The organism is Thermophagus sp. OGC60D27, from assembly GCF_052400625.1.
GTDB lineage: Bacteria > Bacteroidota > Bacteroidia > Bacteroidales > Marinilabiliaceae > Thermophagus.
In genome coordinates this window covers 36,910-51,486 of the sequence record NZ_JBQTGH010000004.1, presented here as the reverse complement: position 1 = coordinate 51,486, position 14,577 = coordinate 36,910, and the positions used below count along the sequence as shown (strand labels likewise).

The window sequence follows — 14,577 nt, the reverse complement described above, 5'->3', positions numbered from 1 at the left end:
CGCACAGAAGGATAAAGAAATGCTTTGAAATAGAGGTTTGAACATAGGAAGAGACCAATCGCTTCGGTATTGCCGAAGCGTTTTTTTTTCAAATTATTGTACTTTTGAGCTCTTAACTCAGTGGACAGCATATAAAAATAGTCGATGAAGAAGAGCAATCGCCCCGTGAAAACATTAAAACTGATCGCTAAGATTTTAATTAGTGTCGGTGTTCTATGGTATATTACCACCAAAATTGATTTATCGGAAATCGGTAGTGCTATCACCAGGGCCAATCTGTGGTTTCTGTTTTTATCGCTTCTGATCTATATGATCTCTCAAGTGGCGTCTTCATTTCGACTCAATATACTGTTTCGATTAATTCCGGTGCAACTATCAGAGAAGACCAACCTGAAACTATATTGGCTGGGCTTGTTTTACAATCTTTTTCTTCCGGGGGGCGTTGGAGGAGACGGCTTTAAAATTTACTTGCTCAACCATTATTTAAAGGTGCCGGTGAAAAGGTCGCTGGGGGCCATTTTTGCGGATCGTTTGTCGGGGCTGACGGTGATCATGACTTTTATTTTGATGCTGCTCTATTATATCGATTATTCCATTCCTTATAAAGCGTGGATGGTAGTATTGATACCATTCCCTCTTCTTGCACTAAATGTTTTTTTGAGATGGGTATTGCCACATTTTCTCCGAGCATTTGCTCGTATTAGTATATGGTCGGTAGTGGTGCAGGGTGTGCAAATGATCTCGGCAGTATGCCTGCTCTATGCCTTGGGTGTAAAGGACTTTGGCAGATATGACGACTATTTGTTTCTATTTTTTCTTTCGTCCATTATGGCATCTGTTCCTGTGACTTTAGGAGGCATTGGTGCACGCGAATTTACGTTTCTGATGGGTGCCGAGTATCTGGATCTTCAGGTTGATACTGCCGTTGCCTTGAGTTTGTTATTTTTTATGGTATCAGTGGTTTGTGCACTTCCGGGGTTAAGGTATACCCTGAAGCCCCGGAAATTATTGATGAATATTAAAGATTAAGAATTTCAAGCCTGGGATAAATCTCTTCTCTGAATTTCTGCAAAAGTCTGTCGCGAGCTTCTGTTAATGCGTAGTCGTAACTACCCGGTCGCATTCCTTTGATGCCGGTCACGGTTTCACTGAATACTTCTGTGCCTTGATCCCTGGATGTGATGGAGAAATTAAGGTCGGCAAAAACCAGATAGACTTCATAGCCTTTTCCTTTTTTAATTTCGCCTTTTCTGAAATAAACGGAAACTTCTACGATGTATGCTGCAGATTCCGGGGAGTGAGTAAAGTTGAAAAAGGTTTCGTTTAGATCCGATTTCAGAATATTTGCAAATGGTTGTCGTATTTGGGGGACATCAAAGATTGTTTCGGTTGCGGAGAACCAAGCGTCCGACTTCTGTAGTTCAATATCGAAGGTTGCCACAGGAGCAATTCCTTCGGGAAGGAAGAATCTCACAAGAGGGCTATTAATGTTTTCATCTTGGAGCAGGGCAGTATGGTCAAAAGTGGCGGTGACCTGTTGTTTTTTAAAAGAAGATTCAAGCTTTTGGATATAACTTTCCACTTCTCCTCCGGGATTAGAAATGGCTTTTTCTTGTATAATTCCTTCGCCCTGAGAAAATTGAAACTTTACCGGGAAATTTCTTACGGGCACCCTTCTTCCTTGGGGGGCGAAATATTCCACTTTGGCCGTTAGCGGAGCATCCATTGTTTTGGAGAATGAAACCTGATATTCAGGATTGATCGGTGTAATGGAAATTTTGGAGAATAGTTGTCTAAGGTCGTTCAATATATCGGTTCCAAAGTTAATATTTCCGTCAACAGAGCGGTATGTCAAGTCTTCTTTAAGATGGTCTTCAAGGGATTCGATGGCCTTGAAATAGGCGGCCAAAGCAGGCGTGATGTCCAACTTATCGACGAGCTTTCGAGCTTCGTAGAGGTAGGAAGCCGCTTTCTTTTTCGCCATTTCGAGGTCGAGTTGTTTACGCCGTCGAAATAGCTCTTTGTTCAGGCGCATCATTACCCAGTATTCCTTTTTGTTTTCCCATGTTTGCACTTCATAGCCAGTTAGGTTTTCCTCGGCCGATGTGGCAATTTTAGATTCAAAAGTTTCTTTGAAAGCATAGTTGTTTTCAAATTGATGGAGCAGGGAATTGGAAGATACTGTGACTTCAATTTCGGAGGCCATTTCTCTTAGGGCATCGGCTCTTGCCTTTTTGGCATAATCCAGACCTGCGTTTCCGGATTTGAAGGCCATTCCAATGCCGATATAGTATTCGTTTTCGGAGGGTCGTTTTTTGACCCATTTAGGTTTTCCGGCTTGTGCTTGAAAATTAGAGAAAACCAGCATTGCAGCAATTACGAGGAGGTAGAATTTGCTCATATTGAAAAGTCGTTTTTTATTTTTTTAACAATAATTGTTCCACAACCGGGATGATCACGTCCATTTCGAAACCTTTTGATGTGGCATTTCTGATGAGGGCGGCTTTTTGTTTTTGAATGTCGCGGTTTTGGATTTGTTTCAGTTTGGATTTTATGAGAGAGGTAAGAGTCTGTTTGTATTCTTCTTCTTCAATCTGCGTCAGTGCATTGTTAATAATTTCATCAGGTATAGCTTTCTGTTTCAGTTGCCATCTGATTTTATGCCGACCCCATTTGTTAAAGCGGAATTTATCGCGAACATAGGCCATTGCAAATCTGGATTCGTCGATAAATTTTTCCTGAATCAGGACTGAAATAATCTTTTCCTGTTGCGAGGAAGTGACTTCCCAATTTTCGAGTTTTTTTTTGATTTCGGAGCAACAGAATTCTTGCCTGGAACAAAGAGATGAAGCTTTACGCAGGGCTGTGTTATAATCCATAGAACAACGTTGAACAATGAAGATACGAAATTAAAGATTTTTAGAATTAAAATAGGTTTTTGAATGTTGATAATAATGAGTAGGATATGTATTTCAATTAATAAACTTCTTTGGCAATATCATAAACACTTTGTGTAGCCATCATGGAGTAGAAGTGTAATAAGTTGAATCCCCTGGATAGTAGTTCTTTGCACTGCATGGTGGCCCACTCTGTTCCAACAAGTGATGTTTCTTCATTATTCTTGCATTTTCGGAGTTCGTGCGCCAGTGGTTCTGGTATTTCGGTGTGGAATACTTTTGGCAGTATGGTAAGTTGATTTTTAATGTTTATGGGTTTAATTCCCGGGACAATAGGAACTGTAATGCCAGCTTGGCGACATTTGTTTACAAAAGAGAAAAACTTTTCGTTGTCGAAGAACATTTGAGTGATGACATATTCTGCCCCTGCCTCAACTTTTTGTTTTAGCCAATAGATGTCCGACTCTTGGTTGGGTGCTTCTTCATGCTTTTCGGGATAGCCGGCAACACCATAGCTGAAAGGGGTTTCAAAAGGTTCCATGAATGTGCCGTCGAGGAACTGTCCTTTGTTAAGGTTGTTGACTTGATGGATGAGGTCAATGGCATAAGTGTTTTCTTCTTGTCCGGATTTACAAAATTCATGTCGAGAAGAATTGTCTCCACGCAGCAAGAGTAAGTCGTGAATGCCCAGGAAATTAAGGTCTATGAGTGCATACTCGGTTTCGCTTTTGGAGAAACCACTGCATATCATGTGAGGCACTACCGGAATCTGATATCTGTTTTGTATGGACGCCGCCACGGCTACTGTTCCCGGTCTTTTTCGGAATACGCGCCGTTCAGTAATTCCCTTTTCATTGGTTTTGTAAACAATTTCATCCCGGTGAGAGGTGATGTTTATGTAGAGAGGATTGAATTCTTTTAGTCGGTCAATGGTGTTAAAGACTTTCTGGATGCTATTACCTTTTAATGGGGGAAGCAATTCAAAAGAAAAAGAAGGTTTGTCTGTGTTTCGTATTAGTTCTGCTACAGTGGTCATTTTCAGTAATAAGGATTAGAATATTGACAAAAGGAATTGTTTTGTTTTTTCTGAAAACACAATAAAAGTTGTTTTTGGTGTCCAGAAGGAAATGTTGGAGGTCAAGATTGTTACATTATAAAACTATGTAAGATCTGTCACATTGTTTCCTGCGGGCAATGGTTTAATTTAATAAAGCTTGTGGTTCTCAACGTAAAAGAAAAAAATAGGATGACCATCTCAAATAGCAAGTTTATTCATCAGCGATGTTAGAAGGGAACCATTTAGTGATTTCCTTGGCATTGAGTTTTTTTCTTCTGGCAAGATCTTCCACCTGATCGTTTTTTATTTTTCCTACACCGAAATAGATGGCATCAGGATGAGCGAGGTAAAGTCCGCTAACCGATGCATTGGGATACATGCTAAAATGTTCGGTCAATTGGATGCCTGCATTTTCTTCGGCTTTAAGAAGATCGAACAGGATTCTTTTTTCACTATGATCGGGGCATGCGGGGTATCCCAAAGCAGGCCGGATCCCTCTGTATCTTTCCCGAATCAGGTCGTCGTAATTAAAGGTCTCATGGGGATTATATCCCCAGAATTCTTTACGTACGCGGAAGTGCATCAATTCAGCAAAAGCTTCGGCCAGTCTGTCGGCAAGAGATTTTAGCAGGATGGCGTTGTAATCGTCATGTTGCTCTTCGTAATGCTTAATCCATTGTTCAATTCCTTCGCCGGCGCTAACAGCAAAACCACCGATATAATCTTTGGTGCCGGATGCTTTTGGTGCCACGAAGTCTGCCAGGGAATAGTAAGTTTCCTTTCCTTTCTTTTTTTGTTGTTCTCTTAGGAAGTGAAATGTAGCTATCACTTCCGAGCGTTCATCATTTTTATAAACTTCAATATCGTCACCGATGCTGTTGGCAGGGAAAATACCGATAACAGCGTTGGGTTTAAGTAATTTCTCCGTATGAATTTTGCGTAGCATATCTTGAGCATCATTCCAAAGTTTTAGCGCTTCAACCGCTTTTTCTTTCGAGGTATCGGATGCGAAGTTGTTGATCCATTCTTGTTCTGACGCTTTATCCGTAACCTTCTCAATCCCTCTGTAATTGCCGGTTAGACGCCAGGCTTGGAAGAAGAAAGTCCAGTCAATAAATGGGACAATTTCATTAACAGGATAATCATTGAAAACCTGGATGCCTGAAATGTTGGGTTTCTTGATGGGAGCTTGTTCCCAGTTGGTGGTCCACTTTCTTTTTCGGGCTTCTTCAATGCTTAAGTATTCTTTGATTTTTTTGGATTTATTGTCGGCACGAAGTTTTTCGTACTCTTTTTCTAACGAAGAAATAAAATTGCTTTTTTCTTTGTTCGAGAGCAGAGCTCCTACTACTTGAGCACTTCTTGAGGCATCTTTTACATAAACCACAGGTCCATTATAGAACGGGTCAATTTTAACAGCTGTATGAATTTTCGAGGTTGTGGCCCCACCTATTAAAAGTGGCTGTTTCATATTTCTAAGCTCCATCTCTTTTGCCACATTGCTCATCTCTTCTAGAGACGGAGTGATGAGTCCACTCAGCCCAATGATATCAGCATTCTGTTTCACGGCTTCGCTGAGTATTTTTTCCGCGGGAACCATCACCCCCAAGTCAATCACATCATAATTGTTGCAGGCGAGAATCACACCAACGATATTTTTTCCGATATCATGGACGTCACCTTTGACGGTTGCCATAAGAATTTTAGCTTTTTTGGAAGGTGTTTTTTGGTCTTGGCGTTTTTCTTCTTCGATAAAAGGTTCGAGCCATGCGACGGCTTTTTTCATGACGCGGGCTGTTTTCACAACCTGCGGAAGAAACATTTTTCCAGCACCAAAAAGTTCTCCTACGATATTCATCCCATCCATGAGGGGTTGTTCAATAATGTCGAGGGCATAATCATATTTTTGCCGGGCTTCTTGCAGGTCTTCTTCCAAAAAATCAGAAATACCTTTGATCAGACAATGGTGGAGTCTTTTTTCGAGTGGCAGCTCACGCCAGGCATTTTTTTGTGTTTGATTTTCTTTACTTCCTTTATCTTTAAGCCGTTCTGCAGCTTCAATAAGCCGTTCGGTGGCATCCGATCTTCTGTTGAGAATCACATCTTCTACCAGCTCCAACAGATCAGGCTGTATTTGGTCGTAGATTTGGAGCATTCCTGGATTGACGATTCCCATATCCATACCCGCATTAATGGCGTGGTAAAGAAATGCTGAATGCATGGCCTCGCGTACCAGGTTGTTGCCTCTGAAAGAGAAGGAAAGATTGCTTACTCCGCCACTTACTTTTGCATAAGGTAGATTTTCTTTGATCCATGTGGTGGCCTTGATGTATTCAACAGCATAATTGTTATGCTCTTCAATGCCTGTCCCAATGGCAAGGATATTCGGATCAAAGATGATATCTTCAGGAGGGAAGTTTACCTTTTGAGTGAGCAAGCGGTAAGCTCTTTCGCAAATTTCGATACGTCTTTCAAAAGTATCGGCCTGTCCCTTTTCATCAAAAGCCATAACGACTACTGCAGCCCCATATTCCTTGATGGTTGAGGCTTGATTGACGAAAGATTCTTCTCCTTCTTTAAGACTTATGGAATTGACAATGGCTTTACCCTGAAGACATTTAAGTCCTGCCTCCAAAACTTCCCATTTAGAAGAATCCACCATAATTGGGAGAGAAGCAATATCCGGTTCTGAGGCCATCAGATTAAGGAATGTAACCATTTCCTTTTTGGCGTCAAGCATGGCGTCATCCATGTTGACATCAATGATTTGGGCACCTCCTTCTACCTGTTGTTGTGCTACGGAAAGAGCCTCTTCATATTTTTCTTCCCGAATGAGTCGGGCAAATTTTTTGGAACCAGCCACGTTTGTTCGCTCACCGATATTTACAAAATTGGTATTTTTATCAATGACCAAAGGTTCGAGTCCACTTAGCCGAGTTTTTCTTTCTATTTGGGGAGGAACATGAGGTTTCGCATCTTTAAGGTATTGACCGAAGGCCTTAATGTGTTCGGGAGTTGTTCCGCAGCACCCTCCAATGATGTTGACCAAACCTTGTTTCAGGTAGTCAAAAATTTTTGGCGCCATTTGGTCGGGAGTTTCGTCATATTCTCCAAACTGATTTGGCAAACCCGCATTAGGATAGGCGCTGATGAAGAGTGAAGACTTTTCTCCAATTTGTTTAACGTAAGATCTTAAATCCTCTGCACCAAAAGAGCAGTTCAGCCCTATGGAAAATAGTGGAAAATGTGAAACTGAAATTAAGAAGGCGTCTAAAGTCTGCCCTGAAAGAGTTCTTCCACTGGCATCGGCCACTGTAACCGAAACCATGACAGGGAAATCGGTAAGGTTTCTTTTTTTTAACTCTTTCCTAATTCCGTAGAGAGCTGCTTTGGCATTCAGTGTGTCAAAAATGGTTTCGAGAAGTAAGATGTCTACTCCTCCGTCAAGGAGCCCTGATGCCTGTTCGGCATATACTTCTACCAAATCGTCGAAGGTGACGGCTCTATATCCCGGATTATTAACATCTGGGCTTAATGAAGCGGTTTTGTTGGTAGGCCCCATGGATCCAGCAACGAATCTTGGTTTGTCTTCAGAGCTATATTGTTTGGCTGCTTTTGAGGCTAGAATAGCCGACTGTTTATTGAGATTATAGACTTCCTTTTCCAGATTGTAGTCGGCTTGAGAGATTCGGTTTGAGTTGAATGTATTGGTTTCAATGATGTCGGCTCCGGCCTCAAGATATTGTTCATGAATTTGATGAATAATCTCCGGTTGTGTCAGAGATAGTAAATCATTGTTGCCTTTAAGAGAAGTGGGATGGTTTTTAAACCTTTCTCCTCTGAAATCGTCTTCAGTCAGTTTGTGCTGTTGAATAAGACTTCCCATTGCTCCATCGAGGAGTAAAACCCTCTTACTTACCAACTCTTTTAAAATCTCTGTTTTGCTCATAATTAAAGTAATGTTGTATTAGAGGCGGAAGTGATACCCCTATTTTATTTATGCACAAATGTGCGGTCATAAAAAACAAAAACAATGCACTGAAAGGCAAAGTTAACGAAATATGTGATAACGTAATAAGAAGGGTTTTCAAAGAAAGAATGTTCACCCAAACATAAAAAATGGATGAAAGATGTGACAAAGTTTGGAGGAAGTTGTTCTGAATTTGCGAAAAAAGTGGTCTATTGCCGTCCTCTGAGTTTGTTCAATTCGTTAAGGTGTTGACGGGCTATTCTTTTTTCTTTTTCCAAGACTCTTTGACGATGAGCTTCGAATTCTTTTTCCAGATCTGAGTATTTTTCCTGCATTTGTTTGGTTGTATAATTGGATCTTTTGAAAAGCAGGAAAAGGAAAGCTGCACCGGCAATCAGAATAAATACCAGACTCCACATAATGGTGTTGTATTTTTCTTTTTGGATTTCAGCGCCCATAAAAGGGATACTGTTTTTGGAGCGAACCGTATCATCCAATTTTTTCTGGGTCGTTTCTAAATTATCCTTAAGATCAGCAATGTGATTATTTAATGAATCAATGGTTGTTTCAAGAGTATATGTTTTGTCGTGGAGAAGTTTGAGTGAATCAAGAACATTGTTTTTTAATTTATAAAGCCACGCTGTTCTGACGACCCTGTATTCTTCGTATTTGCTTGATTTAGTAATGGTGTAATCGAACTGGCCAGAGATGTCTCCATTATCCAAAGTTGCTTCTTCTTTGTTTTGGGCAATTGAAGAGTTGATCCACAAAAATGTGGTAAAAAGAATTATAAAGAAGGAGTAAGTTTTCATGACCTGTTAATTTTCCCAATTTTCGAAACAATACTTTACTGCTTATAGTCGAACAAAGATGTAACGATAAAACAATAATAAAATTGTACCTGAAGAAATTAAATTTTATTGGCACAAAGTTAAAAAAACACTTTGGGAAAAACGGTAGTATGAGAGAAAAACATTTGGGAAAACATGAGTTAGATAAGGAAATGACCTCAATGTAGGTCGCCGCTTTTATAAATAAACAAACCGTCTCGTTTTGCGAGACGGTTTGTTGCATTTTTATATTGAAAAAATTAATCGAGAGAACCGGTCATTTTTGACGGATCTACCCATTTGTTAAATTCGTCTTCAGTGAGGTATCCCAACTCAAGAGCAGCTTCTTTTAGAGTCGTACCTTCTTTATGAGCTTTTTTAGCAATTTCCGCTGATTTATAATACCCGATGTGCGGGTTAAGGGCAGTCACCAGCATCAGGGAATTATCGAGATGCATTTTTATGCGTTTGTGATTTGGTTTGATTCCAATGACGCATTTGTCGTTGAAAGCAACGCAAGCATCGCCCAGCAGTTCAGCACTTTGAAGGAAATTGTAGATCATGACAGGTTTGAAAACATTCAGTTCAAAGTGTCCGTTAGATCCAGCAACTGAAATCGTAGTGTCATTTCCCATTACCTGAGCACAAACCATTGTCATTGCTTCGGCCTGGGTAGGATTTACTTTTCCTGGCATGATGGATGAACCTGGTTCATTTTCAGGGATTAATATTTCTCCGATTCCGGATCGTGGACCTGAAGCCAATAGTCGGATGTCGTTAGCGATTTTCATAAGACTAACGGCGATTTGTTTCAACGCACCATGGCTTTCGACAATAGCATCGTGAGCTGCCAATGCTTCGAATTTATTTTCGGCTGTTTTGAAAGGCATGCCGGTGAATTTGGCAATGTATTTGGCAACAGTAACATCGAACCCTTTGGGGGTGTTTAGGCCTGTACCGACAGCAGTTCCACCCAATGCCAGTTCAGAAAGGTGCTCTAAGGTGGTTTTCAGCGCTTTCAGGCCATGCGTGAGTTGAGATGCGTAACCTGAAAATTCTTGTCCCAAAGTAAGCGGGGTAGCATCCATTAAATGGGTTCTTCCAATTTTAACTACCTCCATCATTTCCTTGGCTTTGGCTTGGAGGGTGTCTCTCAGTTTTTCGATGCCGGGAATGGTTTTTTCGATCAGCATTTTATAGGCCGCGATATGCATCGCAGTGGGGAAGGTGTCATTGGACGATTGAGATTTGTTGACATCGTCATTGGGGTGTATGGGGCGTTCTCCTTCACCAAGTTTTCCACCATTGATGACATGGGCCCGATTGGCTATAACCTCGTTGCAGTTCATGTTGGATTGAGTTCCACTACCGGTTTGCCAAATGACCAAAGGAAATTGATCATCTAATTTTCCGTCAATAATTTCATTACAGGCTTTCTCGATCAATTCTCTTTTTTCTTTAGGAAGAATGCCATGTTCTTCATTGGCATAAGCCGCAGCTTTTTTTAGAAATCCAAAAGCCCGGATGATTTGGATGGGCATGGACGCAGAAGGTCCAATTGGGAAATTCATTACTGAACGTTGGGTTTGAGCAGCCCAGTATTTGTCTGCGGGCACCTTTACTTCGCCCATGGTGTCTTTTTCTATGCGGTATTCCATTTTTATTAGGTTTAAAAGTGGTTGAAACGATTAATTCTTTTTAAAGATTTCTTCTCCTCCAAACTGCATCAAATATGCCTTGATGAAATCGTCTATTTCACCATCAAGAACAGCCTGAACGTTGCTGGTTTCATGATTGGTTCGGATATCCTTGACTAGTTTGTATGGCTGAAGCACGTATGATCTGATTTGTGAGCCCCATTCAATTTTCTTTTTCTGTGCTTCAATTTTATTTTGTTCTTCTTGTTTTTTTCTGATTTCCAATTCGTAGATCTGTGATTTCAGGATGCGTAAAGCATTTTCTTTGTTTCCTCCCTGTGATCTTGATTCGGTATTTTCAATTACAATTCCAGTGGGGGCATGTCTTAACCTTACACCGGTTTCTACTTTGTTGACATTTTGACCGCCGGCACCGCTCGATCGGAAAGTTTCCCAAGTAATGTCTGCCGGGTTTATTTCCACTTCGATGGTGTCGTCAATCAATGGAATAACAAATACTGACGTAAAGGAAGTCATCCTTTTATTGGCCGCATTAAACGGTGAAAGGCGTACTAACCTGTGAACGCCATTTTCACTTTTAAGATAACCGTAGGCATAATCTCCTTCGAATTGAAGGGTGACGGTTTTAATTCCGGCTTCATCTCCTTCTAAAAAGTTGGTCTCTGTCACTTTATATCCTCGGCGCTCTCCCCACCGGACATACATTCTCATGAGCATTTCTGCCCAATCTTGACTTTCAGTTCCTCCTGCCCCGGCATTTATTTTAAGAATGGCACCCAACTTGTCTTCTTCCTTGCGAAGCATGTTTCTCAGCTCCAGGTCTTCGACGAGTTTGACTGTTTTCTTGTACTGATGGATTACATCGGTTTCATCCGCTTCACCTTCTTTGTGAAATTCTATCAGGACAGAGACTTCCTCGATAGCAGTCTTAATTTCCTGATATGCATTAACCCAGCTTTTAAGGTCTTTTATTTTTTTCATGATTTTTTCGGCTTTTTGGGGATCGTTCCAAAAATCCGGGGCCTGGGTTCTCATTTCTTCTTCTTCTATTTCAATTTTTTTTCGGTCGATGTCAAAGATACCTCCTTAACGCGATCTCGCGTCCGGTAAGTTCTTTCATCATTTCAGATGTTACCATGATTTTATTCTTTAGATTTTCATGCAAAGGTAATAATTTAATTTTCGAAAGTCTTGCAGAATGTCAAAATTAAAGATATATTTCTTTATTGGATGTTAATGCCAAAAAAAAAGCGAACAACTCGTGTTAAGCTGTTCGCTTTAAGGGTGAAAGACCGGATTCGAACCGGCGACCTCCAGAGCCACAATCTGGCGCTCTAACCAACTGAGCTACAATCACCGTTTAATGTGGGTGCAAAGGTAAAATTTTTTCCATTAGTTTTGCAAATGTTTTTTTAAAAAATGCGTCTATTATTGCTTCATAAGTGTCAAGTGAAACGAAATCAGTAATATTCTTTATTGCGATTTGAGAAGATCGGAGAATGTAGGAAATGAGTGAGGTTAATTTTTTCTGAGGTTCCTGAATTAATAATGATATAAAATAGTTTTGTATAACTGAGATTAAAGATGTTTTAGATGAAATTTTTTCCTTTGAATGAAGAGATAGATCGTCAAGTTGAGATTATATTGGGCAAAATTCGCCATCTGAAAAATGGAGAAACTGCAGAATTGATAAATAATTCAGGTGCCCGTTATCGTCTTAATTACGGGGTTTCTATTATTTATCTTAGAAAAATGGCCAAAGAACTGGAGGCTGATAATGAGCTTGCTCGAAGATTGTGGTATCGAGAGGTGAGGGAAACGATGATTATGGCGACCATGGTGTCAGATGCAAAAGGTATTGAACGTTCCGAACTTGAGGCTTGGGGGAAGAAGCTGAATACTTTAGAGCTGTCCGAGCAGATGGGGAGAAATCTTCTTTCACAGTTGGGTATAGGGGAGGAAATCCTATTGGATTGGTTAGATAGTGAAAATATGTTTCAACGGTATGCCTCTGCAATGGCAATCGGCTGGAGACTTAGGGAAAAAGGGCATGAGGGATTTAAACGGATGAAAGAATTGATGCCGTCCTTTAAACATTTGATTGAAGAGAAGCAAATGCATCGAGCCGTGGGATTTGCGATGAAGATGGGAGGTCGATTTTGTGAAGAGTATAGAGGCCTAATAGAGGATACGATAAATCTATGGCTAAAGGAAGGGAGTGAGAATGAAATGCTAGTGGCCGAAGAAGTTAGGTATGAATTGGAGGCCTTTTGAAGGGTTCTTTGAAGTTTTTCGTATTGATGATTGAGTTGCTATCTAGGAAGTTTATCCAAATTAATTAACTTTGATCGCGTTGTTATATCGTGAATTTTTTAAGAAAATTAATTTTGTTTTTATGCATATTGTTGAAGTAAAATCAGCTAAAGAAAAAAGACAATTTTTAGATGTTGTTGATAGAATTTACAAGAATGACACGGCTTATGTTCGTCCATTAGATATGATGGTAGAGGAGGTTTTTGATCCGTCTATTAACGATTTTTTTCAGCATGGAGAAGCCACGCGTTTTCTTCTAATGGATGAAAATAAGCCAATCGGCAGGGTTGCGGCATATGTGAATGAGAAGAAAGCCTATGGGTTTCAGCAGCCTACTGGTGGTATGGGATTCTTTGAGTGCATAGATAATAAGGAGGCAGCTTTTATGCTGTTTGATGCTGCCAAGAGGTGGCTTTCTGAAAGAGGGATGGAAGCAATGGATGGCCCTATCAATTTCGGGGAGAATGATAATTTTTGGGGTTTGTTGGTTGAAGGATTTACTCAACCTTCATTTGGGATGCAGTATAATCCATCATATTATCGTGATTTTTTTGAAGCGTATGGTTTTGAGAATTACTTTGAACAAGTAACAAACATCCTTGACCTTCAAAAACCATTTCCGGAAAGGTTCTGGAAAATTGCTGGCTGGGTTGGCAGAAAACCAGGATATCATTTTCGGCACTTTAGGTGGAAAGAAAGTGAAAAATTTATTGAGGACTTTATTGAAGTGTATAATGATGCCTGGCAATTTCATGAGAATTTTACACCAATGAAGGCAGATACGCTTCGTAAGTCTTTACATGAGGCAAAAGATTTTATGGATGAAGAGTTGATCTGGTTCGCTTATCATGAAGATACGCCAATAGGGTTCTTTGTTCAGTTTCCTGATGTAAATCAAATTCTGAAATATTTTCATGGTAAGATGAATTTTATCAACAAGTTAAAGTTTGTTTATCTGAAGTGGCGGAAGGTAATGACTAGAACCAGAGTGGTTATAATGGGGATTAGGCCTCGTTGGCAGAGGAATGGAATAGAATCCGGTATTTTTTGGCATCTGCGGAAAAAAGTTGCAAAGAAGCCATGGATAAAAGAAATGGAACTTTCTTGGGTGGGTGATTTTAATCCTAAAATGAGGGCTCTTCATGAATCGGTAGGGGCCGAGTTTGGTAAAAGGCATATCACGTATCGTTACTTGTTTGATGAGAAGAAACGCAAAGAAAGTCAAAGAGCATCATCAATTCCTGTGGATACAAAAGAAAAGTTGTTGTCTTGAAAATAAAGTTTTGATTGTATTTGGTAGACGTGATACATAGTGCTTCTTTTTAAGATGTAACTTCATACTGAGAAGGAAAGGAAAATATTTTAAAAGAAATTTTTGGTGATTGTTGTGGGATTGATTAATTTTGCGGACCGTTTAGAGTGAATGTAATCGGAATGCCATTTATGGCAATGAGAGAATAATTGATATTGAGGTAAAGAAAAATATTTGAACAATGAAAAAGGGAATTCATCCGGAGAATTATCGCATGGTTGCATTTAAAGATATGTCCAATGGCGATACATTTATAACCCGTTCTACAATTAATACTCGTGACACAATTGAAGTTGACGGGACTGAATATCCATTAGTAAAACTTGAAATATCAAGTTCTTCGCATCCATTTTATACTGGAAAAATGAAGCTTGTTGATACGGCAGGACGTGTCGATAAGTTCCGGAATAGGTATAAAAAGCATCTTGAAGCCAAGAAAAAATAGCTTGTTAAAAATATTATATTAATTCTTGCCCCGGAAGTATCCGGGGTTTTTTGTTTTCGGGGTTGCGATAAAAATTTGAGTGGTAATGCTGTTTT

11 protein-coding genes and 1 tRNA gene are annotated in these 14,577 nt (G+C 40.0%); 4 read left to right on the top strand and 8 right to left on the bottom strand.

Annotated elements, in window-relative coordinates; all coding sequences use genetic code 11:
• Positions 1-144: 144 nt before the first annotated feature.
• A complete protein-coding gene (locus tag ACT29H_RS06245; RefSeq protein ID WP_444820750.1) occupies positions 145-1,029 on the top strand; it encodes a lysylphosphatidylglycerol synthase transmembrane domain-containing protein in 885 nt (294 codons plus the stop codon).
• On the opposite strand, the gene ACT29H_RS06240 is transcribed toward ACT29H_RS06245, so the two are convergent.
• From ACT29H_RS06240 to ACT29H_RS06205, 8 genes are all read right to left on the bottom strand, one after another.
• Positions 1,019-2,401 (bottom strand): LPP20 family lipoprotein, encoded by a 1,383-nt coding sequence (locus tag ACT29H_RS06240; RefSeq protein WP_444820749.1) that lies wholly within the window; start codon positions 2,399-2,401, stop codon positions 1,019-1,021. The genes ACT29H_RS06245 and ACT29H_RS06240 overlap by 11 nt on opposite strands.
• A 16-nt stretch (positions 2,402-2,417) precedes the next feature.
• Positions 2,418-2,879: a regulatory protein RecX gene (locus ACT29H_RS06235; RefSeq protein ID WP_444820748.1), complete on the bottom strand. Its 462-nt coding sequence runs from the start codon at positions 2,877-2,879 to the stop codon at positions 2,418-2,420.
• A gap of 97 nt (positions 2,880-2,976) precedes the next feature.
• Positions 2,977-3,933 (bottom strand): methylenetetrahydrofolate reductase [NAD(P)H], encoded by a 957-nt coding sequence (gene metF / locus ACT29H_RS06230; RefSeq protein WP_444820747.1) that lies wholly within the window; start codon positions 3,931-3,933, stop codon positions 2,977-2,979.
• A gap of 232 nt (positions 3,934-4,165) precedes the next feature.
• On the bottom strand, positions 4,166-7,903 hold the full coding sequence (metH, locus tag ACT29H_RS06225) for a methionine synthase (RefSeq protein WP_444820746.1): 3,738 nt from the start codon (positions 7,901-7,903) through the stop codon (positions 4,166-4,168).
• Positions 7,904-8,133: 230 nt separating this feature from the next.
• The gene (locus tag ACT29H_RS06220; protein ID WP_444820745.1) at positions 8,134-8,736 is read right to left on the bottom strand and encodes a tRNA (guanine-N1)-methyltransferase; all 603 of its coding nucleotides are present in this window, start codon (positions 8,734-8,736) and stop codon (positions 8,134-8,136) included.
• Between the two features lie 278 nt (positions 8,737-9,014).
• Positions 9,015-10,412 (bottom strand): class II fumarate hydratase, encoded by a 1,398-nt coding sequence (gene fumC / locus ACT29H_RS06215; RefSeq protein ID WP_444820744.1) that lies wholly within the window; start codon positions 10,410-10,412, stop codon positions 9,015-9,017.
• A 30-nt stretch (positions 10,413-10,442) separates the two neighbouring features.
• Positions 10,443-11,550, bottom strand: a protein-coding gene (gene prfB, locus ACT29H_RS06210; RefSeq protein ID WP_444820743.1) for a peptide chain release factor 2 whose coding sequence is annotated in 2 segments (ribosomal slippage) — positions 10,443-11,486 and positions 11,488-11,550 — 1,107 coding nt in all. Because the reading frame shifts where the segments join, the coding sequence is not laid out codon by codon here.
• A 144-nt stretch (positions 11,551-11,694) separates the two neighbouring features.
• Positions 11,695-11,770, bottom strand: a tRNA-His gene (locus ACT29H_RS06205).
• A gap of 235 nt (positions 11,771-12,005) precedes the next feature.
• Here ACT29H_RS06205 and ACT29H_RS06200 point away from each other — a divergent pair.
• The 3 genes from ACT29H_RS06200 (at position 12,006) to ACT29H_RS06190 (ending at position 14,482) form a co-directional block, all read left to right on the top strand.
• A complete protein-coding gene (locus tag ACT29H_RS06200) occupies positions 12,006-12,686 on the top strand; it encodes a DNA alkylation repair protein (RefSeq protein WP_444820742.1) in 681 nt (226 codons plus the stop codon).
• A 121-nt stretch (positions 12,687-12,807) separates the two neighbouring features.
• Complete coding sequence (locus ACT29H_RS06195; protein WP_444820741.1) at positions 12,808-13,998, top strand: GNAT family N-acetyltransferase; 1,191 nt, start codon at positions 12,808-12,810, stop codon at positions 13,996-13,998.
• A 220-nt stretch (positions 13,999-14,218) separates the two neighbouring features.
• Positions 14,219-14,482 (top strand): type B 50S ribosomal protein L31, encoded by a 264-nt coding sequence (locus tag ACT29H_RS06190; RefSeq protein WP_444820740.1) that lies wholly within the window; start codon positions 14,219-14,221, stop codon positions 14,480-14,482.
• The last annotated feature ends 95 nt before the right edge of the window (positions 14,483-14,577 follow it).

Excerpts from the sequence above, each read along its gene's own strand:
- ACT29H_RS06190 (WP_444820740.1), top strand. The coding sequence starts at position 14,219 with ATGAAAAAGGGAATTCATCCGGAGAATTATCGCATGGTTGCATTTAAA.
- ACT29H_RS06240 (WP_444820749.1), bottom strand. The coding sequence starts at position 2,401 with ATGAGCAAATTCTACCTCCTCGTAATTGCTGCAATGCTGGTTTTCTCT.
- metH (WP_444820746.1), bottom strand. The coding sequence starts at position 7,903 with ATGAGCAAAACAGAGATTTTAAAAGAGTTGGTAAGTAAGAGGGTTTTA.
- ACT29H_RS06220 (WP_444820745.1), bottom strand. The coding sequence starts at position 8,736 with ATGAAAACTTACTCCTTCTTTATAATTCTTTTTACCACATTTTTGTGG.
- ACT29H_RS06245 (WP_444820750.1), top strand. The coding sequence starts at position 145 with ATGAAGAAGAGCAATCGCCCCGTGAAAACATTAAAACTGATCGCTAAG.
- ACT29H_RS06195 (WP_444820741.1), top strand. The coding sequence starts at position 12,808 with ATGCATATTGTTGAAGTAAAATCAGCTAAAGAAAAAAGACAATTTTTA.
- fumC (WP_444820744.1), bottom strand. The coding sequence starts at position 10,412 with ATGGAATACCGCATAGAAAAAGACACCATGGGCGAAGTAAAGGTGCCC.
- ACT29H_RS06235 (WP_444820748.1), bottom strand. The coding sequence starts at position 2,879 with ATGGATTATAACACAGCCCTGCGTAAAGCTTCATCTCTTTGTTCCAGG.
- metF (WP_444820747.1), bottom strand. The coding sequence starts at position 3,933 with ATGACCACTGTAGCAGAACTAATACGAAACACAGACAAACCTTCTTTT.
- ACT29H_RS06200 (WP_444820742.1), top strand. The coding sequence starts at position 12,006 with ATGAAATTTTTTCCTTTGAATGAAGAGATAGATCGTCAAGTTGAGATT.